Source organism: Pseudomonas sp. Pse79 (assembly GCF_024519615.1).
Lineage (GTDB): Bacteria > Pseudomonadota > Gammaproteobacteria > Pseudomonadales > Pseudomonadaceae > Aquipseudomonas > Aquipseudomonas veronii.
Genome location: NZ_JALJRR010000008.1, coordinates 132,028 through 156,999 on the forward strand (window position 1 = coordinate 132,028; position 24,972 = coordinate 156,999).

General features: G+C 62.7%; 24 protein-coding genes. 10 read left to right on the forward strand and 14 right to left on the reverse strand.

What is annotated here, in order from left to right; translation table 11 throughout:
- Window positions 1-4 precede the first annotated feature (4 nt).
- From NR164_RS12750 to NR164_RS12780, 7 genes are read right to left on the reverse strand one after another with little or no spacing between them, the layout of a single operon-like run.
- Window positions 5-1,399 carry an FAD/NAD(P)-binding protein gene (locus NR164_RS12750; protein ID WP_256822813.1) on the reverse strand — a complete coding sequence of 465 codons (1,395 nt, stop codon included), beginning with the start codon at window positions 1,397-1,399 and terminating at the stop codon, window positions 5-7.
- Window positions 1,400-1,411: 12 nt separating this feature from the next.
- Window positions 1,412-2,179, reverse strand: a complete 768-nt coding sequence (locus NR164_RS12755; protein ID WP_079444200.1) for an ABC transporter ATP-binding protein — start codon at window positions 2,177-2,179, stop codon at window positions 1,412-1,414.
- A gap of 3 nt (window positions 2,180-2,182) precedes the next feature.
- Window positions 2,183-3,523 (reverse strand): ABC transporter substrate-binding protein, encoded by a 1,341-nt coding sequence (locus NR164_RS12760; protein ID WP_046382892.1) that lies wholly within the window; start codon window positions 3,521-3,523, stop codon window positions 2,183-2,185.
- Between the two features lie 17 nt (window positions 3,524-3,540).
- Window positions 3,541-4,590 carry a branched-chain amino acid ABC transporter permease gene (locus tag NR164_RS12765; RefSeq protein ID WP_256822814.1) on the reverse strand — a complete coding sequence of 350 codons (1,050 nt, stop codon included), beginning with the start codon at window positions 4,588-4,590 and terminating at the stop codon, window positions 3,541-3,543.
- Window positions 4,591-4,594: 4 nt separating this feature from the next.
- Window positions 4,595-5,476 carry a branched-chain amino acid ABC transporter permease gene (locus NR164_RS12770; protein ID WP_256822815.1) on the reverse strand — a complete coding sequence of 294 codons (882 nt, stop codon included), beginning with the start codon at window positions 5,474-5,476 and terminating at the stop codon, window positions 4,595-4,597.
- Window positions 5,476-6,246, reverse strand: coding sequence for an ABC transporter ATP-binding protein (locus NR164_RS12775; RefSeq protein WP_079444203.1), 771 nt, complete (start codon window positions 6,244-6,246; stop codon window positions 5,476-5,478). Before NR164_RS12775 ends, NR164_RS12770 begins: the two co-directional genes overlap by 1 nt.
- Entirely contained in the window at window positions 6,243-7,154 is a 912-nt protein-coding gene (locus tag NR164_RS12780; protein WP_046382888.1) for an AMP-binding protein, read from the reverse strand. Before NR164_RS12780 ends, NR164_RS12775 begins: the two co-directional genes overlap by 4 nt.
- A 380-nt stretch (window positions 7,155-7,534) precedes the next feature.
- On the opposite strand from NR164_RS12780, the gene NR164_RS12785 reads away from it, so the two are divergent.
- Window positions 7,535-8,434, forward strand: coding sequence for a hypothetical protein (locus tag NR164_RS12785; RefSeq protein WP_057004436.1), 900 nt, complete (start codon window positions 7,535-7,537; stop codon window positions 8,432-8,434).
- Between the two features lie 71 nt (window positions 8,435-8,505).
- Here the strand turns inward: NR164_RS12785 and NR164_RS12790 are convergent, their stop codons facing one another.
- The 4 genes from NR164_RS12790 to NR164_RS12805 all read right to left on the reverse strand — a co-directional run bounded on the left by NR164_RS12790 (window position 8,506) and on the right by NR164_RS12805 (window position 12,193).
- Window positions 8,506-9,906 (reverse strand): LLM class flavin-dependent oxidoreductase, encoded by a 1,401-nt coding sequence (locus NR164_RS12790; protein WP_079444205.1) that lies wholly within the window; start codon window positions 9,904-9,906, stop codon window positions 8,506-8,508.
- The gene (locus tag NR164_RS12795; protein WP_046382885.1) at window positions 9,906-10,265 is read right to left on the reverse strand and encodes an acyl-CoA dehydrogenase; all 360 of its coding nucleotides are present in this window, start codon (window positions 10,263-10,265) and stop codon (window positions 9,906-9,908) included. The genes NR164_RS12790 and NR164_RS12795 overlap by 1 nt, the downstream gene beginning before the upstream one ends.
- Before the next feature lie 12 nt (window positions 10,266-10,277).
- Complete coding sequence (locus NR164_RS12800) at window positions 10,278-11,474, reverse strand: SfnB family sulfur acquisition oxidoreductase (protein ID WP_046382884.1); 1,197 nt, start codon at window positions 11,472-11,474, stop codon at window positions 10,278-10,280.
- 155 nt (window positions 11,475-11,629) lie between these two features.
- The gene (locus NR164_RS12805; protein ID WP_017848086.1) at window positions 11,630-12,193 is read right to left on the reverse strand and encodes a helix-turn-helix domain-containing protein; all 564 of its coding nucleotides are present in this window, start codon (window positions 12,191-12,193) and stop codon (window positions 11,630-11,632) included.
- Between the two features lie 92 nt (window positions 12,194-12,285).
- On the opposite strand from NR164_RS12805, the gene NR164_RS12810 reads away from it, so the two are divergent.
- The 7 genes from NR164_RS12810 (at window position 12,286) to NR164_RS12840 (ending at window position 19,466) form a co-directional block, all read left to right on the forward strand.
- Complete coding sequence (locus NR164_RS12810; protein ID WP_017848087.1) at window positions 12,286-13,215, forward strand: DMT family transporter; 930 nt, start codon at window positions 12,286-12,288, stop codon at window positions 13,213-13,215.
- A gap of 211 nt (window positions 13,216-13,426) precedes the next feature.
- Window positions 13,427-16,348: a monovalent cation/H+ antiporter subunit A gene (locus NR164_RS12815; protein ID WP_256822816.1), complete on the forward strand. Its 2,922-nt coding sequence runs from the start codon at window positions 13,427-13,429 to the stop codon at window positions 16,346-16,348.
- Window positions 16,348-16,692: a Na+/H+ antiporter subunit C gene (locus NR164_RS12820; protein WP_007986256.1), complete on the forward strand. Its 345-nt coding sequence runs from the start codon at window positions 16,348-16,350 to the stop codon at window positions 16,690-16,692. Before NR164_RS12815 ends, NR164_RS12820 begins: the two co-directional genes overlap by 1 nt.
- Window positions 16,689-18,371 carry a monovalent cation/H+ antiporter subunit D gene (locus NR164_RS12825; protein WP_046382882.1) on the forward strand — a complete coding sequence of 561 codons (1,683 nt, stop codon included), beginning with the start codon at window positions 16,689-16,691 and terminating at the stop codon, window positions 18,369-18,371. Before NR164_RS12820 ends, NR164_RS12825 begins: the two co-directional genes overlap by 4 nt.
- The gene (locus NR164_RS12830) at window positions 18,368-18,856 is read left to right on the forward strand and encodes a Na+/H+ antiporter subunit E (RefSeq protein WP_017848090.1); all 489 of its coding nucleotides are present in this window, start codon (window positions 18,368-18,370) and stop codon (window positions 18,854-18,856) included. Before NR164_RS12825 ends, NR164_RS12830 begins: the two co-directional genes overlap by 4 nt.
- Window positions 18,853-19,131, forward strand: a complete 279-nt coding sequence (locus tag NR164_RS12835) for a K+/H+ antiporter subunit F (protein ID WP_017848091.1) — start codon at window positions 18,853-18,855, stop codon at window positions 19,129-19,131. Before NR164_RS12830 ends, NR164_RS12835 begins: the two co-directional genes overlap by 4 nt.
- Entirely contained in the window at window positions 19,128-19,466 is a 339-nt protein-coding gene (locus NR164_RS12840; RefSeq protein WP_017848092.1) for a Na+/H+ antiporter subunit G, read from the forward strand. The genes NR164_RS12835 and NR164_RS12840 overlap by 4 nt, the downstream gene beginning before the upstream one ends.
- 127 nt (window positions 19,467-19,593) lie before the next feature.
- Here the strand turns inward: NR164_RS12840 and NR164_RS12845 are convergent, their stop codons facing one another.
- From NR164_RS12845 to NR164_RS12855, 3 genes are all read right to left on the reverse strand, one after another.
- A complete protein-coding gene (locus tag NR164_RS12845; RefSeq protein ID WP_026140168.1) occupies window positions 19,594-20,052 on the reverse strand; it encodes an HIT family protein in 459 nt (152 codons plus the stop codon).
- A gap of 229 nt (window positions 20,053-20,281) precedes the next feature.
- Window positions 20,282-21,670: a cysteine--tRNA ligase gene (cysS, locus tag NR164_RS12850; protein ID WP_017848094.1), complete on the reverse strand. Its 1,389-nt coding sequence runs from the start codon at window positions 21,668-21,670 to the stop codon at window positions 20,282-20,284.
- 14 nt (window positions 21,671-21,684) lie between these two features.
- Window positions 21,685-23,382, reverse strand: coding sequence for a glutamine--tRNA ligase/YqeY domain fusion protein (locus NR164_RS12855; protein ID WP_017848095.1), 1,698 nt, complete (start codon window positions 23,380-23,382; stop codon window positions 21,685-21,687).
- A gap of 248 nt (window positions 23,383-23,630) precedes the next feature.
- Here NR164_RS12855 and NR164_RS12860 point away from each other — a divergent pair, with 248 nt between their 5' ends.
- Together NR164_RS12860 and lpxH are read left to right on the forward strand one after the other, a co-directional pair.
- Window positions 23,631-24,134, forward strand: coding sequence for a peptidylprolyl isomerase (locus tag NR164_RS12860; protein ID WP_017848096.1), 504 nt, complete (start codon window positions 23,631-23,633; stop codon window positions 24,132-24,134).
- Entirely contained in the window at window positions 24,131-24,880 is a 750-nt protein-coding gene (lpxH, locus tag NR164_RS12865; RefSeq protein WP_046382880.1) for a UDP-2,3-diacylglucosamine diphosphatase, read from the forward strand. The genes NR164_RS12860 and lpxH overlap by 4 nt, the downstream gene beginning before the upstream one ends.
- Window positions 24,881-24,972 lie beyond the last annotated feature (92 nt).

Consider the following 24,972-nt stretch of genomic DNA (forward strand, 5'->3'; position numbering starts at 1 on the left):
ACCTTTAGATCGTTGTCAGCTTCAACGCCAGCGCCTTGGCCTGAAGCGCCACATCGGTCACTGCCGTGCTCTCCCACCACATCCCGCGCAGCGGCGGGCCCATGGCGAACAAGCGCCGGCTGGCCTGGCCCTGGGCATCCAGCACCGCCCCCGAGGCATCCGCTGCGATCCCCAGCGCCAGCGGCCCGGGCTGGATCAACCCGCGTTTGAGCAACTGCTGGGGCAACGGCCGGGCTACGCGGCGCCAGTCGTATTCAATGCCGCTGGAATTGATCAGCGCCGCGCCCGCAACCTGGGTGATCGTTTGCTCGCCACGGTAACGCAAGCGGATGCTGACGCCGTGGACCGCAGGCGCCAAGCCCTTGAACGACGCCGCGCGAATGCGCAGGCGCCCTTCCTCATGCAGACGCGCCACCAACTGCGCACTCAGCGGCGGCGAACGGTGGTGATGACTTTCCCACCACGGCCGCACATGCCGCACGAACTGGCGCTTCTCGCGCTCGCTGGCCTGGCTCCACAAACGGCCGATATGCGCGCGCACGGTGTCCAGCGGCGCCTGCCAATCGATGCCCTGCGCCGTCGCGATGCGACACTGCCGACGCACCTCGCGCAGCAACTGCCGAGGGCTGCGCAGGCGGTGGTCGGCGGCGAGAAAATCGTCCCAGCCCGGTGGCTGTCGGCGCACATGGGGCAGCAGGCCGTGGCGCGAGAACACCTCGATCGGGCCCCGGTGCCCAGCCTGTTCCAGGGACACCACGGCATCGACCATGGTCAGCCCGGAACCGATGATCAGCACCGTCGCGCGCGGCTCGAGTTGGCTCATGGCCTGCACGTCCCACGGGTCGACTGCGGCGGCGTTCAAGCCGCTGGATTCGGTCTGCGGCGTGCGCGCCGCCGGGAACATGCCGGTCGCCAACACCGCCTGGGCACCGCGCAGTTGCTGGCCGTTATCCAGGGTCAGCAGCGTCGAGGCGGAGTCCACTTGCAGGTCGACCACTTCGGCGCGGATATGCTCGACGGTAGACGTCGACAGCGCCTTGGCCTCGGCCAAGCGTTGCTGCGCGTACAACCCGAACATCCCGCGCGGCGGGAACAGCTCGCTGATCGGCACATGCTGCTGGTCCGACTCCGGCCAGCCGCCGGCGCCGATGTAGTCGGTGAGCCATTGGGTCAGGTCGTCGGCGTTGTCCGGGTCGACACTCATGCGCGCCGCATTGCCGTTCAAGGTATGGCCCAGCTCGACCACACTGTAGGCCTCGCCGCGGCCAAGTTCGGCGCGCGGTTCGATCACCAGGATCTGCCGCGAGCCGGGCAGGCGCAGCAGTTGCACGGCCAGCATCGTACCGCTCAGGCCGCCGCCGATGATCAGGACATCGGCGTTGCGGATGGATTCAGTCATGCCTGTTCGCCTTTACTGTTTACCCAGATAGATGTCATGCAAATCGCCCCGCGCCAACAGTTCAGCGGCGCTGCCGCTCAAGACCACGCGGCCAGTATCCAGCACGTAGCCCTGGGACGCATAGTTGAGCGCGACGTTGATGTTCTGCTCGGCGATCAGGAAGCTCACCTGCTGCTCGCGGTTGAGCTGCGCGACGATCTCGAATATCTCCTGCACGATCATAGGCGCCAAACCCATGGACGGCTCGTCGAGCAGTACCAAAGTAGGACGGGTCATCAACGCCCGGCCGATGGCGACCATCTGCTGCTCGCCGCCGGAGGTGAGGCCGGCGCGGGTGTGACGCTTGGTCTTGAGCCTGGGGAACCAGGCGTAGATGCGTTCCAGATCGGCCTCCATGGCCCGGCGGCTCAGGCGACGCACGAAGCCGCCGCTGCGCAGGTTGTCTTCCACCGTGAGCTGGCCGAACACATGGCGACCTTCGAGTACATGCACCATGCCCTGGCGCACCCGTTGGCTGGGGTCGACGCCGGCCAGGTCGTGGCCGGCGTATTCGATCACGCCACGGCTGACTTCGGCACGCTCGGCGCGCACCAGCCCGGAGATCGCCTTGAGCGTGGTGCTCTTGCCGGCGCCATTGGCGCCGAGCAAGGCGACGATCGCGCCCTTGGGCACGCTCAGCGACACCCCGGCCACGGCGAGGATCGCGCCGTCGTAGATCACTTCGATGTCGTTGACCGTCAGCAGCGCGGCGTGTGCGGATTCACTGGCAGGTAGGCTCATGGTTTATTCATCTCCGGTGCAGGTGCGTGGCGTCAGGCCTTTTTCCTTGGCGAACGCGGCGGACTTTTCGTCGATCAGCGGGCGCAACAGCGCGCGGTCGGCGGCAATCCAGTCGCTGACCAGCGTCCAGTTGGCGCCGTCCCACTGCTGCACCCGCGCCGAGCCGCCGCCTTCGTGGTCACGGCACGACAACTTGAGGTTCTGCATCAGGCCCAGGTATCCCATGGCCTTGAGGCGCGCGTCGTCGATATTCAGGTGCTCCAGGCCCCAGCGGCCTTCTTCGCCATTGAGCGGGCGCTGGCCGAATTTGGCCTGGGCGGTGCGGATCGCTTCCACCGCCACGGCGGCGTTCACCAGGCCTGAGTTGTAGTAGACGCTGCCGAAGTTTTTCAGGTCCTTGAGGTCGCTGTGGCCCTTGTCGAGGACGTATTGCTTGAGGCGCTTGTGGATCTCGAAATCGGCGCCGGCTGGGTATGGGGTGAGCGCCAGGTAGCCTTTGGCAGCAGTGCCGGCAGGCAATACGTCTTCGCTGGAACTGGCCCAGATATCGCCGATGATATGGTCGACCGGGAAGCCAAAGCGTGCCGCGGTTTTCACCGCGACCGGCGTGGACACGCCCCACGTGCGCAGGAACACCCAGTCCGGGTTGGCCTGGCGCACCTGGCGCCATTGCGCGGACTGTTCGTTGCCCGGGTCGGCCACCGGAATCTGGATATTCTCGAAGCCGTACTGCTCGGCGAGCAGCTTCAGCGGGCCGAGGGTTTCGCGACCGTAGGCCGAGTCGTGGTAGACCGTGGCGATCTTCTTGCCCTTGAGTTTGTCGAAACCGCCTTCGCGCTGGGCGATGTAGTTCACCAGGCTCGACGCCTCGCTGTAGAAGGTCAGCATCACCGGGAAGTTGTACGGGAACACGGTGCCGTCGGTGGCTTCGGTGCGGCCGTAACCGAGGGTGATCAACGGGATCTTGTCCACCTCGGCGCGCTCGCTCAGGGCGTAGGCCGCCGGTGCGCCGTTAGGCTGATAGACCGCGACCGGCGCGCCATCCAGGCCGTTCTTGAAGCGCTCGTAGCACTCAATACCCTTCTCTGCCGTCCATTCGGTCTCGCATTCCTGCCACACCAGTTTTACGCCATTGATGCCGCCTTCGACCTCGTTGATATAACGCAGGTAGTCGATCATCCCGGCCCACACCTGCACGCCGCTGGAGGCATAGGCGCCGACGCGGTAGGTGGCCAACGGAAAGAACTGCTGGTCGGCCGAAGCCACGGCCTGGGGCACTGCAGCGGCCAGGGTGGCCAGCGCGAAGGCGGCGCCGGCCAGGGAACGTTTCAAGGATGCACGCATGGGAGTTCTCATAGAGGTCAAAACCGTAGGGGCCACTGACGCAGCCGATCGCGAAGGTTGTGCAACAGGCGAATCAAGCCCTCGGGTTCCTTGATCAGGAACACGATGATCAGCACGCCAAAGATGATTTTCTGCAGGTTCTGCAATTGCCCCGCATCCACCGAACCGCCGAACAGCGCCTGCCCGGCATGGCTGAGGAAGATCGGCAGCAAGCTGATAAACGCCGCGCCGACGAAGTTGCCGGCGATGCTGCCCATGCCACCGATAATGATGATGAACAGAATCTGGAACGAGCGATTGATATCGAAGCTGCTCGCGCTGGCCGTGCCCAGGTAGGCGAAGGCCCACAGCGCGCCGGCGATGCCCAGGTAGAACGAGCTGACCGCAAACGCCAGGCGCTTGTAGCGCACCACCGGGATGCCGACCACGGCGGCGGCGGTGTCCATGTCGCGGATCGCCATCCAGTTGCGCCCCACCTGGCTGCGCACCAGGTTGACGGCGGTCCAGGTCAACAGCAGCACCGTCAGCAACGTCAGCCAGTAGCGGCCCAGCGGCGTGTTGAGGTCATAACCGAACAACGCCAGCTTCGGTGCGGAGATGGTGCCGGACGAGCCGTAGTTGTAGAACCAGGGGAATTTGACGAACAGCCACTCGAGGAAAAACTGCGCGGCCAGGGTGGTGACCATCAGGTAGAAGCCCTTGATCCGCGAGCTGGGCAGGCCGAACAGCAAACCGACCAGCGCGCTGATAATGCCGCCGCCGAGCAACGCCACCGGCAAGCCCAGCGCCGGCAGGCGCAGCAGAAAGCCGTAGGTGGCAAACGCACCGACCGCCATGAAGCCGGCCGCGCCCACCGAGGTCTGCCCGGTGTAGCCGGTCAACAGGTTCAGGCCCAGCCCGGCCAGGGACAGCACCAGGAACGGGATCAGGATCGCATTGAGCCAATAATCATTGCCCCACAGCGGCACCACGACAAACGCCAGCGCCAACAGGCCGAGCAGGCCCCAGGGCACACGCCGCTGAATCAGCCGCAATGGCGCGGTTTCTTGCACAACAGGGATCGACATGGTTTCAGACTCGCTCGATGGCACGCTCGCCGAACAGGCCGGCGGGGCGGATATACAGGAAGGCCAGGGCCAGGGCGTAGGCGAACCACGGCGTGATGCCGCCGCCGAGCAGTGGGCCGATATACACCTCGGCAAGGTTCTCCGCCGCGCCGACAATCAGCCCGCCGACAATCGCCCCGCCAATCGAGGTAAAGCCGCCGATGATCAACACCGGCAAGGCCTTGAGCACCACCAGCGACAATGAAAACTGCACGCCCTGACGCGCGCCCCACAGCAGCCCGGCCACCAGCCCGACGGTCCCGGCCACCGCCCAGACGATCTGCCAGATACGGTTGAGGTTGATGCCGATGGACAGCGCCGCCGTGGTGTCATCCGCCACGGCGCGCAACGACACGCCGACGCGGGTCTTGTTGAACAGCAGCGCCAGCACCGTCACCAGCACCACGGCGGCTGCGGCGGCGATCAGGTCGAACTGGCTGAGCATCAGCGGCCCGACGAACAGCGGCACGTCGTCGATGCCCAAGTCCAGCGCACGCACCTGCGAGCCCATCAAGCCCTGGGCCAGACCCTCGATAATGAACGACAAGCCCAGGGTGGCCATGAACAGGGTGATCTGCGAACGGTTCACCAGCGGGCGCAGAACCAGGCGTTCGATGAGCAAGGCGCCGACGATCATCACCACCACCGTCAACAACAGCGCCAGGGCAAACGGCACGCCCTGCTCGTGCAGGCTGACGAAGGTCAGGGCGGCAAACAGCAGCATCGAGCCCTGGGCGAAATTGAACACGCCGCTGGCCTTGTAGATCAGCACGAAGCCGATGGCGACCAGCGAGTACAGGGTGCCGGCGAGCAGGCCGCCGAGCAGGGTTTCAAAAAAGAACGTCATCAGTGGACCACTCCCAGGTACGCCGCGATCACGTCGGGGTTGGCCTGCACTTGCGCGGGAGTGCCGTCGCCGACCTTGCGCCCGTAGTCGAGCACCACCACATGGTCGGACAGGCCCATGACCACGCCCATGTCGTGTTCGATCAACACCACGGTGGTGCCGAGGTCGCGGTTCACATCGGCGACAAAGCGCGCCATTTCCTGTTTCTCCTCGGCGTTCATCCCGGCCATGGGCTCATCCAGCAGGAGCAGGCTGGGCCCGGCGATCAGCGCCCGGCCCAGTTCCACGCGTTTCTGCAGGCCGTAGGACAAGTTGCCGACCGCCACATCACGGTGGGCCTGCAACTCAAGAAACTCGAGAATGCCCTGGGCACGCCGGCGGAACGCCTCGGCCTCGCGCCGTGCGCGGGGCAAACCGAGGGCCTGTTCGATAAAGCGGGTGCCCATATGCCGCGACAGGCCGGTGAGGATGTTGTCGAGCACGCTCATCTTTTTGAACAGCGCGTTGTTCTGGAAGGTCCGCCCAATGCCGCGACGCGCGGCGCCCAAGGGGTCGATACGGTGGAAGTGCTGCTGCTCGAACACGATCTCGCCGGCATCGAAGCGATACACGCCGTTGAGCACATTGAGCAGCGAACTCTTGCCGGCGCCGTTGGGGCCGATCAGCGCGCAGATTTCGCCGCGCTGGACATCGAAGGACAGCGCGTTGATCGCCTTGACCCCTTTGAACGACAGCGAGATATCCCGCACCTGGAGAATGGCTTGGCTCATGCGATGTCCCGTTTGAATTCAGCCAGCCACACCGGCTCGACAACGGACTTGCCCGTGCTGGGTGGCTGCCAGATAGAGGCCAGGCGTTGAAAGCCCAGCAGTTTACGCACGCGGTTTTTCAGCAGACGGCGCAGGCCGCTGTGCGGCTGGGCGATGGCCCACTCACACAGGCGTCGGCGCCAGGTGCCGTGGGGCGCCAGGCGGCTTTCGATGTCGTCGGCCAAGTGCTGCAGGCGCGCGGGTGACAACAGCAAGCCGGTGGGTGCGGCTTCGCCGCGATCACGCCGGGCTGATGCCAGGCTTTCCGGGAAGGCCAGGCCGTGACCGCTGTTCAGCCATTGCGCCAGCAGTACCGCCAGGCCGCCTTGCCAGTGAGTGCCCTCCTCGCTCCACAGCACGCTCTCGCCGGCCGGCTGCCACCAGCGGCTGAGGTGCCGGGCCGGGTCGGTCGCACCAAGCACTTGGGCGAAATCCACCAGGTTGGCCGACTGCCAGTGCCGCTGCTGCTGACGCCCCTGCACGTAGGAATGGCTCGGGCGAATGCGCCAGAGTTGCTGGCGCAGCGCCTCGGGCTCCAAGTCATCGGCCAGGGTCAGTACCTGGCCGCCGACCGATTGGGCGGCCAGCGCCAGCAATAACAGGTTGGGCTCGAAAGCCCCGCTGAGCGCCAGTTGCGATTGTTCACTGAACCCGTGCTGACGCAGGCCATCGGCCAGGCGCTCGACATCGCGCAACACATCGATCCAGCGCCAGGCGTACCACTGGCCCTGGCGCTTGTGGCGCAGGGCGGTGTGCAGCGGCGTGATCTGTGCCCAATGGCGCAGTTGTTCCAGGGCCGTGGGCAACTGACCGAGCAACTCGGCCGGCCATTCCAGAGCCGGCGGAGGTTTGAGTACATGCACGCTCATAGGGGTGATGCTCCTATTGGGTGGGTAAGCGTGCGGTGGTCCGCTGGCTGAATGAGGATTGAACGGAAAGTCGATAGCGTTGATATAAAGACTAAGCAGGAACCATGCCGATATAAAACGCCGCATAACCCAGGCGTTCATCAACAGTTATGAAGCTGACACAGCACAAAGTGCTTCTTCGCTGTTGCTGGAGCAACAGCGAACACCCTGCCGAGCGGGGTCGGAATTGATAAGTCACCGGCATTCAAACATGTGTTCCGAATAACCACTTTCGCTATTAGAAACGATCACGTTATACCTGTCATTTTTGACAGTAGATATTGTGTTGCCCGCTTAATAGACTCAAGCCGAACCCACATCACAACAAAGGAGAGCCGCTTATGAGCAGCTCGAATAAAACCAAGCCAAAAGCCACTTCAGGCACAGCCAGTGCAATAGTGAATGACGACGAGGACTTTAACAGTTTCGAGGGCACACGCTTCTATTTCTATCTGGATGAACAAACAAACAGATGGTATATCTCAGGCGCAAGCGATGAAGACCATCTTGGTCAATATCAATATATTTCGCTGTGGTTGCCTAACGAGGGTGACGTTGTAAAAAAAACCTACGCAATCGTTGACGACCATGGTGCGCAGGGGAAAGCCAATGCGTCATGGACAAAAGCAACCTCCTCGTCATTTCGCCCTTACACCGCCATCAGCGGAAGTGTGACGGTCACGCTGAACAGCACCCTGCAGACAGTGGAGTCAACCTTCGAATTTGCAGCACAAAGCGGTTCAAAAACAGTCTCTCTTACCCAGGGCGAGATGAAACTCCAGGGATTTACCGAGGACAAGAAAGCCAGAGCCAGCGGTTTGGTGGCGTGTAACCTCAGCGAGTCGATTAATGAGCGCTATGAGTCTAATGAGACAGGGTTTAATAAAAGAGGAGAGACGGGTAGTTTCCCTGCCTATCTACAGGCCTGGTCACGACAGTTCACATCGAAACCCGACTTTAAGGACTATGTATTATCCATCAACATAGCCGAAGGCCTTTCACGCGGCACCTACAGCTTTAGTCCTGAAAGCAAACAGGTCCGTCTGTTTTTCTTCCATATCCTTGAAGGTTTCGTTTGGAGCGCTGAAAGCGGTACGGTCACATTCAATTCAATTCCAGATTTCGAGGCAATTAAAGGCAAACTTTCTGGAACATTCAACTTTGTCGGCACCGCCGAACTTGGCGATGGCAGCCAACTCGTTTTAAGAGCTGACAATGGAAGCTTCAACCTAGAACAATAAACGTATTTGTCATCTTCCCTCGGGTGTTGCGTGTCATGCGCAACACCCGAGGGCCCTTTCGCTCGGTTGAATCAGGCACGCGCAGCAGCTCTATCTTTCTGCACATTTGCCAATACGCGATAACCGCTGCCTGGGTGGGACTCGGGCAACCTTGCACCTTCACCAAACAACTTCTCGCGCAACGTGCCCTGGGCGTATTCCTTCTTGTACACCCCACGCTTCTGCAACTCCGGCACCAACAGTTCCACCGCGTCGATAAAGGTTTCGTGGGTCAGCGCATAGGCCAGGTTGAAGCCGTCCACATCGGTGTCTTCCACCCACTCCTGCAGCAAGTCCGCGACCGTCTCCGGGCTGCCGACAAACAGCGGGCCAAAGCCGCCGATACCGACCCAGTCGGCCAGTTCCTTGGGCGTCCAGACCTTGCTCGGGTCCGCCGTGGAGAAGGCTTCCACCGCCGACTGAATCGCATTGGTATGCACATGCTTGAGCGGTTCGTCGGGCTTGAACTGGCTGAAGTCGATGCCGGTCCAGCCGGAGATCAGCGCCATGGCGCCTTCGTAGCTGACGTAGGATTTGTACTCGTCGAACTTGGCCTTGGCCTTCGCGTCGGTCTCGCCGACGATCACCGTCTGCAGGTTGAAGATCAGGATCTTGCGAGGATCACGCCCGGCCTCGGCCGCGCGGCGACGAATGTCGGCGACAGTGTTTTTCAGCAGCGTCTTGGACGGTGCGGCGACAAACACGCATTCGGCCTGCTCGGCAGCGAACTGCTTGCCACGGCTGGACGCGCCCGCCTGGTACAGCAACGGCGTGCGTTGCGGCGACGGCTCGCACAGGTGGATGCCGGGCACCTGGAAGTGTTTGCCGACGTGGCGGATCTCGTGGATCTTGCTCGGGTCACTGAAAATCCGCCGCTCGCGGTCACGCAGCACGGCGCCCTCTTCCCAGCTGCCTTCCCAGAGTTTGTAGCAAACCTCCAGGTATTCCTCGGCGTAGTCGTAGCGCGCATCGTGTTCGGTCTGGGCGTTCTGGCCGAGGTTCTTGGCGCCGCTTTCCAGGTAAGAGGTGACGATGTTCCAGCCGACACGGCCTTTGGTCAGGTGGTCGAGCGTGGAAAGGCGTCGAGCGAACGGATACGGGTGTTCGAAGGACAACGACGCGGTCAGGCCAAAACCCAGGTGTTCGGTGACCAGCGCCATCGGCGCGATCAGCGACAGCGGGTCGTTGACCGGCACTTGAGTGGCCTGGCGGATCGCCGCGTCGCCATTGCCGTTGTACACGTCGTAGATGCCCAGCACATCGGCGATAAACAGGCCGTCGAACTTGCCGCGCTCGAGGATTTTCGCCAGGTCGGTCCAGTACTCCAGGTCCTTGTACTGCCACGAGCGATCACGCGGGTGTGCCCACAGGCCGGGGGATTGGTGGCCGACGCAATTCATGTCGAAGGCATTCAAGCGGATTTCACGGGACATCAAGCAGTCCTCCCGGGGGCGACACCGTTGAGGTGGTAGTTGCCGACAAGCTGGTACTTCCAGCGCAGCGGCTCTTCGAGGGGCGACGGCAACGCGCTGCGCTGGCCGGTCAGTTCGAATTCGGCGGCGCTGGCGAACAGCAAGGCTTCGGCGGCGGCGATCTGCGCTTCGGTGGCGGCGACAGGCGTTGGGTGGGTTTCGGCGTATTCCAGCAAGGCGGCGGCCACCTCCACGCGGATCTGCCAGTCGCCGAAGCGGCTGATTACGTAAGGGTCATCACTTTTTTGCAGCACACGTCGGGTGCTCTCCAGCAATTGGCGAGCCTGGTCGAGCGCGGTGGGTTGGGTCAGTGCATTCATGGGGCAGGCTCCTCAATTCCAGGCATGGCGTGCGGGTTTGACGCCGTTGAGCACGAAGTTACCGATCAGGTGGTATTTCCAGCGGACCGGGTCGTGCAGAGTGTGGGTGCGCGCGTTGCGCCAGAAGCGGTCGAGGTTGTGCTTGCCGGTCACCGAGCGGGTGCCGCCCAGCTCGAAGAGCTTGCTGCTGGCGAGCAACGCGGTTTCGGCCGACAGCACTTTGGCCTGAGCGACGATCAGCGAGGCGTTGGCGACGGTGTCTTCGTTCGGTTCGGCGAGGGCCTGGTCGACCGCTTTACCGGCCTTGGCGAGAATCGCTTCGGTGCCGTGTACGCGCCATTCCAGATCACCGATGGCGGCGATGGTGAATGGGTCCTGCCAGCCATGATCCTGTTGGCTGTCGATCCATGGGCGGGCCTGGCGCGCGAAGACTTTCGCTTGCTCGAGGGCACCCACGGCGATGCCGGTGTCGATCGCGGCCTGGATGATCTGCGAGATCGGGCCGTCAGCGGTCGGTTGGTCGAACGCCAGGTGCGCGGGAATCACCGCGCTCAGCGGCACCGTCACGCCATCGAGGGTCACGCCGCCACTGGCGGTGGTGCGCTGGCCGAAGCCGTCCCAGCTGTCGATGACCGTGAGGCCCGGCGCATCGCGCTCGACGAAGGCAATCAAGGCCTTGCCCTGTTCGTTGGTGCCCACCGCCGGCACGATATGGGCGAACAGCGCGCCGGTGCAGTAGAACTTCTCGCCGTTGATCTGCGCATGATCGGCGTGAACGCGAATCTGCGTGTCGAAGGTGCCGGCGTTCTTGCTCTTGGCTTCGGAGAAAGCGTTACCGAAACGGTAGCCGGCCAGGACCTTGCCGAAGTAGTGGAGTTTTTGCTCCTCGCTGCCGGTTTGCAGCAGGATATCCACCACCCCCAGGTGGTTCTGCGGGATCTGCGCCAGGGACGGATCGGCGGCGGCGATCAACTTGATCACCTCTGCCACCGTCACATAGGACACCTCGGCGCCGCCATAGGCCTTGGGGATGGTGATGCCCCACAGGCCGCTGGCGGAAAATTCGTCGAGTTCAGCGACCGGCAGGCGCCGCTCGCGGTCGCGCACGCTGGCCTCGACAGCGAAGCGTTCGGCCAGGCGCGTGGCGACCGCGATGGCTTCGGCGTCTGATCGGATGATATGAGCAGGGTGTTGAGGGTGGGCTGACATGGGCCGACTCCAGAGTCCAAGGGGATGCTGGAGTGATTGCAGGAGTCGTGCCCGAAACCAATCTTCAATAAGATCAGTAGGTTGCCGTCATTTCAATGCAGGGGAACCCGCCTGCGATCGAGCAAAGTGTCCATCCGCTGTTGGCGGGTCAACAGTTAGATCACCACATTGCGCACAAAGCGCACCGCCACGTCGCCGTCATTGCGATAGGCGTGGGCCTGGCGGCTGGCGAACATGAAGAACTCACCGGCGCCGACCGGTTTTTCCTGACCATCCAGCACCAATGTCAGGCGGCCTTCGAACACGAACAACTGCACGCTCCAGCCATCCGGGTCCGGCTCGGGGCTGTAGCAATCGCCCGGCTCCAGGCGCATCTCCCACAGCTCGACTTCACGCCGCGCCGTGGCCTTGGCAAGCAATACAGCTTTGCTGCCGGGGATGTCACCGGCCCAGGCCAGTTCGTTGATACGGCTATGGTCGGGTGCATCCGGGGCCTGGATCAGGTCGCTGAAAGCCACGTCCAGCGCTTCGGCGACGCGGTCGAGGGTGGACAGGCTGACGTTTTTCTCGCCAGCCTCGATGGCCACCAGCATGCGTCGGCTGACTCCGGACTTTTCCGAGAGCGCGGTCTGGCTCAAGTCGGCGGCATGACGCAGGCGACGAACATTCTGGCTGACATGCTGCAGGACCGAGGCCCGTTGCGGATTTTCTTTGTGCACTATATTGCTCAATGGGTGGGTGTGCGCAGTATACTGCCCAGCGTGCGGCGCATTGTGCGGTCCGCGCCCTTCCCTTGCAAGACTGAGCCGCCATGACCACCCCGAATGCTCCCTCGCGTTTCAACCGCTTCAGCAAAGCCGAATGCATCCTGGTGTTCATCACCATGATCTGGGGCGGCACCTTTTTGCTGGTGCAGCACGCCATGACTGTCAGCGGGCCGATGTTTTTCGTGGGCCTGCGGTTTGCTGCGGCGACGATCGCGGTCGGTTTTTTCTCTTTGCGCACCCTGCGCGACCTGACCCTGTTCGAGTTGAAAGCCGGCGTATTTATCGGCGTGGCGATCATGTTTGGTTACGGGCTGCAGACCATCGGCCTGCAGACGATTCTGAGTAGCCAGTCGGCGTTCATTACCGCGCTCTATGTCCCGTTCGTGCCGTTGTTGCAATGGCTGGTGCTGGGTCGTCGGCCAGGGTTGATGCCGAGCATTGGCATCATGCTGGCGTTCGCCGGGTTGATGCTGTTGACCGGCCCGGCCGGTGCTTCGCTGAACTTCAGCCCCGGCGAGATCGCCACGCTGATCGGTGCGGTGGCGATTGCCGCCGAGATCATCCTGATCAGCGCATTTGCCGGGCAAGTGGACGTGCGTCGGGTGACCGTGGTGCAACTGGCCACGGCGTCGTTGTTGTCGTTCCTGATGGTGGTGCCGATGGGCGAGGCGTTGCCGGGGTTCTCCTGGTTGCTGTTGTTCAGCGCGGTGGGCCTGGGCCTGACCAGCGCGGTGATCCAGGTGGCGATGAACTGGGCGCAGCAAAGCGTTTCGCCGACGCGGGCCACATTGATTTATGCCGGGGAACCGGTGTGGGCCGGCGTGGTTGGGCGGATTGCCGGGGAGCGGTTCCCGCCGATTGCCATGGTCGGGGCGGCGTTGATCGTGGCGGCGGTGGTGGTGAGTGAGTTGAAGACGCGCGGGCAGAAGGCCATCGAACTGCAAAATGCGCGGGAACAGGAACAGCAGGGGTAAGGTCCGAGCCCGGGCGGTGGCTGTCAAATCGCCATCCCGGGCACGCCCAGCGTCCACAATCAGGCGCTGGAGCGCGTGGGTGAGGGTTAGCTGAAACAATGCCAAATGGGCGTTTTCAGCCTACCTTGTAGGATCCTGCCACACGTTGCCGTTTGGTGATCAAGAAAGCGGCACGTATGATGCATCCCAAACTCCCGCAGATTAGAAGCCTATGTCCCTGATAGTTCTACTGCTTCTGCCTTTTATCGGCAGCTGTCTGGCGGCCTTGCTGCCGCACAACGCACGTAACACCGAATCCTTGCTGGCCGGCCTCATCGCCCTGATCGGTACTGTTCAAGTCGCCCTGCTCTACCCTCAAATCGCCCACGGCGGGGTGATCCGCGAAGAATTCATGTGGTTGCCCAGCCTGGGCGTGAATTTCATCTTGCGCATGGACGGCTTCGCCTGGCTGTTCTCGATGCTGGTGCTCGGCATCGGCACGCTGGTGTCGCTGTATGCGCGTTACTACATGTCGCCGGACGATCCGGTGCCGCGCTTCTTTGCGTTTTTCCTGGCATTCATGGGGGCCATGCTCGGCCTGGTGATCTCCGGCAACCTGATCCAGATCGTGTTCTTCTGGGAACTGACCAGCCTGTTCTCGTTCCTGCTGATCGGTTACTGGCACCACCGCGCCGATGCGCGACGCGGTGCCTACATGGCGTTGATGGTCACTGGCGCGGGCGGTTTGTGCCTGCTGGCCGGCGTGATGCTGCTGGGGCATATCGTCGGCAGCTATGACCTGGACCTGGTCCTCGCGGCGGGCGATCAGATTCGCGCGCACTCGCTGTACCCGGTCATGCTGGCCCTGGTGCTGATCGGCGCGTTGAGCAAAAGCGCGCAGTTCCCGTTCCACTTCTGGCTGCCCCACGCCATGGCGGCACCGACACCGGTGTCGGCCTACCTGCATTCGGCGACGATGGTGAAGGCCGGCGTGTTCCTGCTGGCCCGCCTGTGGCCGTCGCTGTCCGGCAGCGAAGAATGGTTCTGGCTCGTCGGCGGCGCCGGCGCCCTGACCCTCCTGCTCGGCGCTTACTGCGCCATGTTCCAGAACGATCTCAAGGGCCTGCTGGCCTACTCCACCATCAGCCACCTCGGCCTGATCACCCTGCTGCTCGGCCTCAACAGCCCACTGGCCGCCGTCGCCGCAGTATTCCACATCCTCAACCACGCCACCTTCAAGGCCTCGCTGTTCATGGCGGCCGGCATCATCGACCACGAAAGCGGCACCCGCGATATCCGCAAGCTCAGCGGCCTGGTGCGCCTGATCCCGTTTACCGCGACCCTGGCGATGGTGGCCAGTGCGTCCATGGCCGGCGTGCCGTTGCTCAATGGCTTCCTGTCCAAAGAGATGTTCTTCGCTGAAACCGTATTCATCTCGTCGACCGCCTGGGTGGAAATCGCCCTGCCGGTGATCGCGACCATCGCCGGCACCTTCAGCGTGGCCTACGCGCTGCGTTTCACCGTGGATGTGTTCTTCGGCCCGCCTGCGACGGACCTGCCCCACACCCCGCACGAGCCTCCCCGCTGGATGCGCGCGCCAGTGGAGCTGCTGGTGTTCACCTGCCTGCTGGTGGGGATCTTCCCGGCCCAGGTGGTCGGCTCGATCCTCGCCGCCGCCGCGCTGCCGGTCGTCGGCGGCGTGTTGCCGCAATACAGCCTGGCCATCTGGCACGGCTGGAACGCGCCGATGATCATGAGCCTGGTGGCGATGTGCGGCGGGGTGCTGCTCTACCTGCTGCTGCGCAAGCAACTCAAGCGCGGACGCTTCAAGTACCCACCGGTGATCAGCTACTTCAACGGCAAGCGCGGCTTCGAGCGCTGCCTGGTGCTGATGATGCGCGGCGCGCGCAAAATCGAGAAACGCATCAGCACCAAGCGCCTGCAGACGCAGTTGTTCCTGCTGGTGCTGGTCGCCGTGATCGGCGGGCTGATCCCGCTGCTCAACAGCGGCCTCAGTTGGGGCGACCGGCCGAAGATCCCGGGTTCCATCGTGTTCGTCACCCTGTGGCTGCTGGCGATTGCCTGCGCCCTCGGCGCCGCCTGGCAGGCCAAGTACCACCGGCTGGCGGCCCTGACCATGGTCAGCGTGTGCGGCATGATGACCTGCATCACCTTCGTGTGGTTCTCGGCGCCGGACCTGGCGCTGACGCAACTGGTCGTGGAAGTGGTGACCACCGTGCTGATCCTGCTGGGCCTGCGCTGGCTGCCACGGCGGATCGAAGAAGTGTCGCCACTGCCCAGTACGCTGCGCAAGGCACGCATTCGTCGCTTGCGCGACTTCCTGTTGTCCACCGTGGTCGGTGGCGGCATGGCGCTGCTGTCCTACGCGATGCTGACCCGCCAGACGCCCAACGACATTTCCTCGTTCTACTTGAGCCGCGCCCTCCCCGAAGGCGGCGGCAGCAATGTGGTGAACGTGATGCTGGTGGACTTCCGTGGCTTCGACACCCTCGGCGAAATCACCGTGCTCGGCGCCGTGGCGCTGACCGTGTATGCCCTGCTGCGACGCTTCCGCCCTTCCAAGGAAAGCATGCAACTGCCCGCGCAACAGCGCCAACTCGCGCCGGACGTAGCCACCGACCTGATCAACCCGCGCCAGGCCAGCGACACCGCCCTGGGCTACATGATGGTGCCGGCGGTGCTGGTGCGCCTGCTGCTGCCGATTGCGCTGGTGGTGTCGTTCTACCTGTTCATGCGCGGCCACAACCAACCGGGCGGTGGTTTTGTCGCCGGCCTGGTGATGTCGGTGGCGTTTATCCTGCAATACATGGTCGCCGGCACCCAGTGGGTCGAGGCGCAGATGAGTCTGCGGCCGATGCGCTGGATGGGCTTCGGTCTGTTCTCGGCGACCCTGACCGGGCTCGGCGCATTGTTCGCCGGCTACCCGTTCCTCACCACCCACACCTGGCATCTCAGCTTGCCGGTGCTGGGCGACATCCATATCGCCAGCGCCCTGTTCTTCGACGTCGGCGTGTACGCCATGGTCGTCGGATCGACGCTGCTGATGCTCACCGCCCTCGGTCACCAATCGGTGCGGGCCCATAAACCGAGCAACCAGCCGAAAACCGTTGCCACACCGGAAGGAGCCGCCTGATGGAAGAAGTCATCGCAATTGCCATTGGGGTCCTGGCGGCCTCCGGCGTCTGGTTGATCCTGCGGCCACGGACGTTCCAGGTGGTGATGGGCCTGTGCCTGTTGTCGTATGGGGTCAACCTGTTCATTTTCAGCATGGGCAGCCTGTTTATCGGTAAGGAGCCGATCATCAAGGACGGCGTGCCGCAAGACCTGTTGCATTACACCGACCCGCTGCCCCAGGCGCTGGTGCTGACGGCGATCGTGATCAGCTTCGCCATGACCGCGCTGTTCCTCGTGGTACTGCTGGCGTCGCGGGGCCTGACCGGCACCGACCATGTGGACGGCCGGGAGCCCAAGGAATGACCTGGGTCAACCAACTGATCGTCGCGCCGATCCTGCTGCCGTTGCTGACCGCCGCGCTGATGCTGATGCTCGGCGAGAAGCACCGCCCGCTCAAGGCGCGTATCAACCTGTTCTCGAGCATGCTCGGCCTCGCTATCGCCATCTTGCTGTTGTACTGGACGCAACAAGGCGGCCCCGGTTCGATCGGCGTGTACTTGCCCGGCAACTGGCAAGTGCCGTTCGGCATCGTGCTGGTGGTGGACCAACTGTCGGCGCTGATGCTGGTACTCACCGGGATCATCGGCGTGAGTGCGCTGCTGTTCGCGATGGCGCGCTGGGACCGTGCGGGCACCAGTTTCCATGCGTTGTTCCAGATCCAGATGATGGGCCTCTACGGCGCCTTTCTCACCGCCGACCTGTTCAACCTGTTCGTGTTCTTCGAGGTGTTGCTGGCGGCCTCCTATGGCTTGATGCTGCACGGTTCCGGCCGGGCGCGGGTGTCGTCGGGGCTGCATTACATCGCGATCAACTTGCTGGCCTCGTCGCTGTTCCTGATTGGCGCGGCGATGATCTATGGCGTCACCGGCACACTGAACTTCGCGGACCTGGCGCTGAAAATCCCGCTGGTGCCAGAGGCCGATCGCGGCCTGTTGCACGCGGGTGCGGCGATCCTCGCCACCGCATTCCTGGCCAAGGCCGGCATGTGGCCGCTGAACTTCTGGCTGGCGCCGGCGTACTCATCGGCCAGCGCGCCGGTGGCAGCGATGTTCGCGATCATGACCAAGGTCGGCGTGTACACCGTGCTGCGCCTGTGGACCCTGCTGTTCTCCGGCCAGGCCGGGGCGTCGGCGCTGTTCGGCGGCGACTGGCTGGTGTACGGCGGCATGGCGACCATCATCTGCGCGGCGCTGGCGATGCTGGCGGCGCAGCGCCTGGAGCGCATGGCCAGCTTGAGCATCCTGGTCTCGGCCGGCATCCTGCTCTCGTCGGTGGGGTTCGCCCAGCCGAGCCTGACAGCCGGAGCACTGTTCTATCTGGTCAGTTCCACGCTGGCGTTGAGTGCGCTGTTCCTGCTGGCCGAATTGATCGAACGCTCGCGCTCGGCCAACGACCTGCCGCTGGATGAAGAGATCGATGCGCTGCCCAAAGCCATGGAATCCCTGCATCCGCGCCCCGGCGTGAACCTTGATGACGAACAGAAAGCCGTGGTCGGCCAGGTGATTCCCTGGACCATGGCCTTCCTCGGCTTGAGCTTTGTCGCCTGCGCCCTGCTGATCATCGGCATGCCGCCGCTGTCGGGGTTTATCGGCAAGCTCAGCCTGTTGAGCGCGCTGGTCAATCCGCCGGGCTTGGGCCATGCGCTGGATGAGCCTGTCCGCCCTGCCGCGTGGGGCCTGGTGACGTTGCTGATCCTGTCCGGCCTGGCCTCGCTGATCGCCTTCGCCCGCCTGGGCATCCAGCGCTTCTGGACCCCGGAAGAACGCCCGTCACCGCTGCTGCGCCGTTATGAGTGCGTGCCGATCTTCTTCCTGCTCGGCCTGAGCATCCTGCTGACCTTCAAGGCCGAGCCGCTGATGCGCTACACCCTGGACACCGCCAAGAGCCTGAACAACCCGGAACAGTATGTGATGGCGGTCATGGCCACACGCCCGGTGCCCAGCCCTGAAGCCAAGACCGCGGCGCTGGAGGTGCAGCCATGAAGCGCCTGTTCCCGGCCCCGTGGTTATCGCTGGCGTTGTGGGTGTTGTGGCTGCTGCTGAACCTGTCGATCAGCCCCGGCAACCTGTTACTGGGCGCGCTACTGGGTTTGCTCGCGCCGCTGCTGATGGCGCCGCTGCGCCCGCTGCCGATCCGCATCCGCCGCCCCGGGGTGATCATCCGCCTGTTCTTCCGGGTGGGGCGTGACGTGATCATCTCCAACCTGCAAGTCGCCTGGGGCGTGCTGGTGTGCGGCTCGCGGCCACCGCGTTCGCGCTTTATCAAAATCCCCCTGGACCTGCGCGACGCCAACGGCCTGGCCGTGTTGTCGATGATCACCAGCGTGACCCCCGGCACCGTCTGGTCGGAACTCGCCCTGGACCGCAGCATCCTGCTGCTGCACGTCTTCGACCTGGACGATGAAGCGCAGTTTATCCAGCACTTCAAACACGACTACGAACGGCCCTTGATGGAGATCTTCGAATGAGCGCCCTGCTCTCCAATGCGATCCTGTTCAGCCTGTTCCTGTTCTCGCTGGCCATGGCGCTGACACTGGTGCGCCTGTTCAAAGGCCCATCGGCCCAGGACCGGGTCCTGGCGCTGGACTACCTGTACATCCTGGCGATGCTGATGATGCTGGTGCTGGGCATTCGGTATGCCAGTGATACCTACTTCGAAGCGGCGCTGTTGATTGCGCTGTTTGGCTTTGTCGGGTCATTTGCCCTGGCCAAATTCCTGCTGCGTGGCGAGGTGATCGAATGATGCCGTTATGGGTTGAAGTGTGCGTGGCCGTGTTGCTGGTGCTGAGCAGCGTGTTTGCCCTGATTGGCGCAATCGGGTTGCTGCGCATGAAGGATTTCTTCCAGCGCATGCACCCGCCGGCACTGGCCTCGACGCTGGGCGCGTGGAGCGTGGCGTTGGCGTCGATCATCTATTTTTCGGTGCTCAAGTCCGGGCCGGTGTTGCACGGGTGGTTGATCCCGATTTTGCTGTCGATCACCGTGCCGGTGACGACGCTGCTGCTGGCGCGCACCGCGCTGTTCCGCAAGCGCATGGCCGGTGACGATGTGCCCGCCGAGGTCAGCAGCCGTCGCTGAGTTCTGATGCGACACGGTCAAAAAAATGTGGGAGGGGGCTTGCCCCCGATAGCAGGGTGTCAGTGAATGCAGCTGTCGCTGACACACCGCTATCGGGGGCAAGCCCCCTCCCACATTTGGATCGAGGCTAGGCGAAGGATCGGATGTGTGCCGCCAACTCCGCCAACTCGGCATCATCCGCCCGCACAAAGTCGTGGGATGAGATATACCCCTCGTAGCGATCAAAGAACTTGTCGACCCTGGAACTGATGGGCTTGAAGTCACTGTCCTGCCCCGTCCCATGCATGGGAAACAGCTTCGCATGCAGGTGATCCACCCCGTAGCCTTCCAGAATCATCCCCGTGCGCGCCACATCGGGAAACGCCCGGTCGATCTGCTGCGCGGTTTTCTTCGCCGCCACCACCAGACCTGCCAACACTTCATCCGACTGGGCGAAGGCGTAGCTTCCGTAGTGCTGCTTGGGGATCACCACGCTGAAACCGGGCGTGTTGGGGAAAATAGACAAGAACGCCATATGCTGTTCGTCTTCCCACAAAATATGGGCCGGGGAGGTTTTTCGGACAATGCTGCAGAAAATACAATCCATTTGAATCACCGTCAGTTTCATCATGGGCTTGGTCTGGTCGACCATCTAAAGCCAGGATTGGGCGGGCGTCAAAGCAAATGGACTTTTTCCAGAACGTCGCAGGTTGGCTACCGCTCGAAGCCGTGTTCCGACAGCGTTACGAAGACCGGCCCTTCGCGCATGTTTCGCTGAACCCAAAATGAAAAACGCCCCGAACCAGTCGGGGCGTTTTTCATTCAGCGTTTACTGATCAAGCCTGATCAGCCAAGCGCCACGTCGTCCCACCCTTGCCGTCTTCCAACACCACACCCATCGCGGTCAGTTGGTCACGGATCCGGTCGGACTCCGCCCAGTCCTTGTTGGCCCGCGCCGTCAAGCGCGCCTGGATCAGCGCGTCCACTTCAGCCGCATCCACACGCCCTTCGGCGCCGGCTTGCAGGAAGTCGTCGGCTTCCATCTGCAACACGCCCAGCACGCTGGCCAGTTCTTTCAGGCGTGCAGCCAGACCGGCCGCTGCGTCGAGATCGCTCTCACGCAGGCGGTTGATCTCGCGCACCATCTCGAACAGCACCGCGCAGGCTTCCGGTGTGCCGAAGTCGTCGTTCATCACTTCGGTGAAGCGGGCCACGAACGCTTCGCCGCCGGCCGGCGCCACAGAGGGCAGGCCTTTCAACGCGTGGTAGAAACGCTCCAGGGCGCCTTTGGCGTCCTTGAGGTTGTCCTCCGAGTAGTTGATCGCGCTGCGGTAGTGGCTGGACACCAGCAGGTAGCGCACCACCTCCGGGTGGTACTTTTCCAGCACGTCGCGGATGGTGAAGAAGTTGTTCAAGGACTTGGACATCTTCTCGCCATTGATGCGGATCATGCCGCAGTGCATCCAGGCGTTGGCGTAGGTCTTGCCGGTGGCGGCTTCGCTTTGGGCGATTTCGTTTTCGTGGTGCGGGAACTCGAGGTCGCTGCCGCCGCCATGAATGTCGAAGGTCTCGCCCAGGCAGCAGGTGGACATCACCGAGCATTCGATGTGCCAGCCCGGACGCCCGGCGCCCCAAGGCGATTCCCAGCTTGGCTCGCCGGGTTTGGTGCCTTTCCACAGCACGAAGTCGAGCGGGTCTTGCTTGGCTTCGTCGACTTCGATGCGCGCGCCGATGCGCAGGTCTTCGATTTTCTTGCGCGACAGCTTGCCGTAGCCCATGAACTTGGCGACGCGGTAGTACACGTCGCCATTGCCTGGAGCGTAGGCGTAGCCCTTGTCGATCAAGGTCTGGATCATCGCGTGCATGCCCGGAATATGGTCCGTGGCACGCGGTTCCATGTCCGGCTTGAGGATGTTGAGGCGCGCCTCGTCCTCGTGCATGGCGGCGATCATGCGCGCGGTCAGGACGTCGAACGGCTCGCCGTTTTCCTTGGCGCGGTTGATGATCTTGTCGTCGATGTCGGTGATGTTGCGCACATAGGTCAAGTCGTAGCCGCTGAAACGCAACCAGCGGGTCACCAGGTCAAAGGCGACCATGCTGCGGCCGTGGCCGATGTGGCAGTAGTCGTACACGGTCATGCCGCACACGTACATGCGTACCTTGTTGCCATCCAGCGGCTTGAAGACTTCTTTGCTCTTGCTGAGCGTGTTGTAGATCGTTAGCACGACGGTTCCTTAAATCACTGGCCCCACGAATCACGCAAGGTCACGGTACGGTTGAATACCGGATGGCCAGGTTTCGAGTCCTTGATATCCGCGCAGAAGTAGCCTTCGCGCTCGAACTGGAAACGGTCTTCCGGCTGTGCATTGCCAAGGGATGGCTCGGCACGACAACCCGTGAGTACTTGCAGGGAGTTCGGATTGATGTTGTCGAGGAAGCTCGCGCTGTCTTCGGCTTTCTCAGGGTTCGGCGAACGGAACAGACGGTCGTACAGACGCACTTCACACTCGACGCTGGCGGCGGCCGGCACCCAGTGGATCACGCCCTTGACCTTGCGGCCTTCAGGGTTCTTGCCCAGGGTTTCTGGATCATACGAGCAGCGCAGTTCGACGATGTTGCCCGCGGCGTCCTTGATCGCTTCGTCGGCGCGGATCACGTAGCTGCCGCGCAGGCGCACTTCGCCGGTAGGTTCCAGGCGCTTGTAGCCTTTTGGCGGCTCTTCCATGAAATCGTCACGGTCGATGTAGATTTCACGGGCGAACGGCAGTGCGCGCACGCCCATGTCTTCTTTCGGGTGGCGTGGCAGTTCGAGGTTCTCGACCTGGCCTTCCGGGTAGTTGGTGATCACGACTTTCAGCGGGCGCAGCACGCACATGGCGCGCGGGGCGCTGTGGTCGAGGTCGTCACGGATGCTGAATTCGAGCATGCCGAAGTCGACCACGCCGTCGGAACGGTTGGTGCCGACCATTTCGCAGAAGTTGCGGATGGACTTGGGCGTGTAGCCGCGACGGCGGAAGCCCGACAGCGTCGACATGCGCGGGTCGTCCCAGCCGTTGACGTGCTGTTCATCCACCAGTTGCTTGAGCTTGCGCTTGCTGGTGATGGTGTAGTTCAGGTTCAGGCGGCTGAATTCGTACTGGCGCGGGTGTGCCGGAACCGGCAGGTGCTCCAGGAACCATTCGTACAGCGGACGGTGGCTTTCGAACTCCAGGGTGCAGATGGAGTGGGTGATGCCTTCGATGGCGTCCGACTGGCCGTGGGTGAAGTCGTAGTTCGGGTAGATGCACCACTTGTCACCGGTCTGGTGGTGATGGGCATGGCGGATGCGGTACATGATCGGGTCGCGCAGGTTCATGTTCGGCGAGGCCATGTCGATCTTGGCACGCAGTACACGGGCTCCGTCTGCGAACTCACCGGCGCGCATGCGGGCGAACCAGTCCAGGTTCTCTTCCACCGAACGGTCGCGGAACGGGCTGTTCTTGCCCGGCTCGGTCAGCGTGCCACGGTATTCCTTGGCCTGTTCAGGGGTGAGGTCGTCGACGTAGGCCTTGCCGGCCTTGATCAGCACGATGGCCCAGTCGAACAACTGGTCGAAATACTTGGACGCATAGCGCACTTCACCGGACCATTCGAAGCCCAGCCACTTGATGTCGCTTTCGATGGCGTCGATGTATTCCTGGTCTTCCTTGGCCGGGTTGGTATCGTCGAAACGCAGGTGCGTGACGCCACCGAACTCCTGGGCCAGACCGAAGTTCACACAGATCGACTTGGCGTGACCGATGTGCAGGTAGCCGTTGGGCTCCGGCGGAAAGCGCGTGACGATCTGCGTGTGCTTGCCCGAATCCAGGTCCGCCTGGATGATCGGGCGCAGGAAATTGACCGTGGCGGCAGGACCGGCCTTGGCGTTCGAGGTAGGGTCGACAGTGGGCTTGCTCATATTATCCTTGAACAGACGAGTACGTGGCCTTGGGCAGGCCAGATAAAACAAAGGGCTTATCATAGCCGAAGCGGTCAACCGCCTGACAGGGTGCGGCCAAAAACTGCTGCTTTAATTGCCCGGGCGGTAAAAAACCACCTCGAAATTCCCGCAGGGCACGCTAAACTGCGCGTCTTGGCCAACGTTTAGCCAAACAGGTCAGGCGCACAGCGCCCGAACCCACGAATTCCCTGAAAAGAGTAGTACACATGACTCAAGTCAAACTGACCACCAACCACGGTGACATCGTCATCGAGCTGAACGCCGAGAAAGCGCCGATCACCGTCGCCAACTTCATTGAATACGTGAAAGCCGGCCACTACGAAAACACCGTTTTCCACCGTGTCATCGGCAACTTCATGGTCCAGGGCGGCGGTTTCGAGCCTGGCATGAAAGAAAAGAAAGACAAGCGCCCAAGCATCCAGAACGAAGCGGACAACGGCCTTTCCAACGACAAATACACCGTCGCCATGGCCCGTACCATGGAGCCGCATTCGGCCTCCGCGCAGTTCTTCATCAACGTCGCCGACAACGCCTTCCTCAACCACAGCGGCAAGAACGTGCAGGGCTGGGGCTACGCGGTGTTCGGTAAAGTCACCGAAGGCACTGACGTCGTCGACAAGATCAAAGGCGTTGCCACCACCAGCAAAGCCGGCCACCAAGACGTGCCAGCAGACGACGTGATCATCGAGAAAGCCGAGATCATTGAGTGATATTGCTGATTTCAGACTTGCATCTGGAAGAGGAGCGCCCGGACATTACCCGGGCGTTTCTGGATTTACTCCACGGCCGCGCCCGTGGCGCCCAGGCGTTGTACATCCTCGGGGACTTCTTTGAAGCCTGGGTTGGCGACGATGGGATCACCCCTTTCCAGCGCTCGATTTGCGCGGCCCTGCGCGAACTGAGCGACAGCGGCACCGCGATTTTCATCATGCACGGCAACCGCGACTTCCTGATCGGCAAGACGTTCTGCAAAGCCGCAGGCGCCAAGCTGCTCAAGGACCCGAGCGTCGTGCAACTCGCCGGCGAGCCCGTGCTGCTGATGCACGGCGACAGCCTCTGCACCCGCGACGTCGGCTATATGAAGCTGCGGCGCATCCTGCGCAACCCGATTGTGCTGTTTATCCTGCGTCACCTGCCCTTGCGCACCCGCCACAAACTGGCGCGCAAGCTGCGCAACGAAAGCCGGGCGCAGACGCGGATGAAGGCCAACGACATTGTCGACGTCACCCCTGAGGAAGTGCCGCGGGTGATGCAGCAGTTCGGTGTGCGTACCCTGGTCCACGGCCATACGCACCGCCCCGCCATTCATAAGTTGCAGATCGGCGAGCAGGCGGCCAAGCGTATTGTGCTGGGGGATTGGGACAAGCAAGGCTGGGCATTGCAGGTGGATGAGCAAGGGTTTCAGCTGGCGGCGTTTGACTTCGTCAATCCGCAACTGGCACTGCCCGGCGCCTGATCAACTGTGGGAGGGGGCTTGCCCCCGATGGCAGTGGGTCAGCTTCAAATAGGTTGACTGATACACCGCTATCGGGGGCAAGCCCCCTCCCA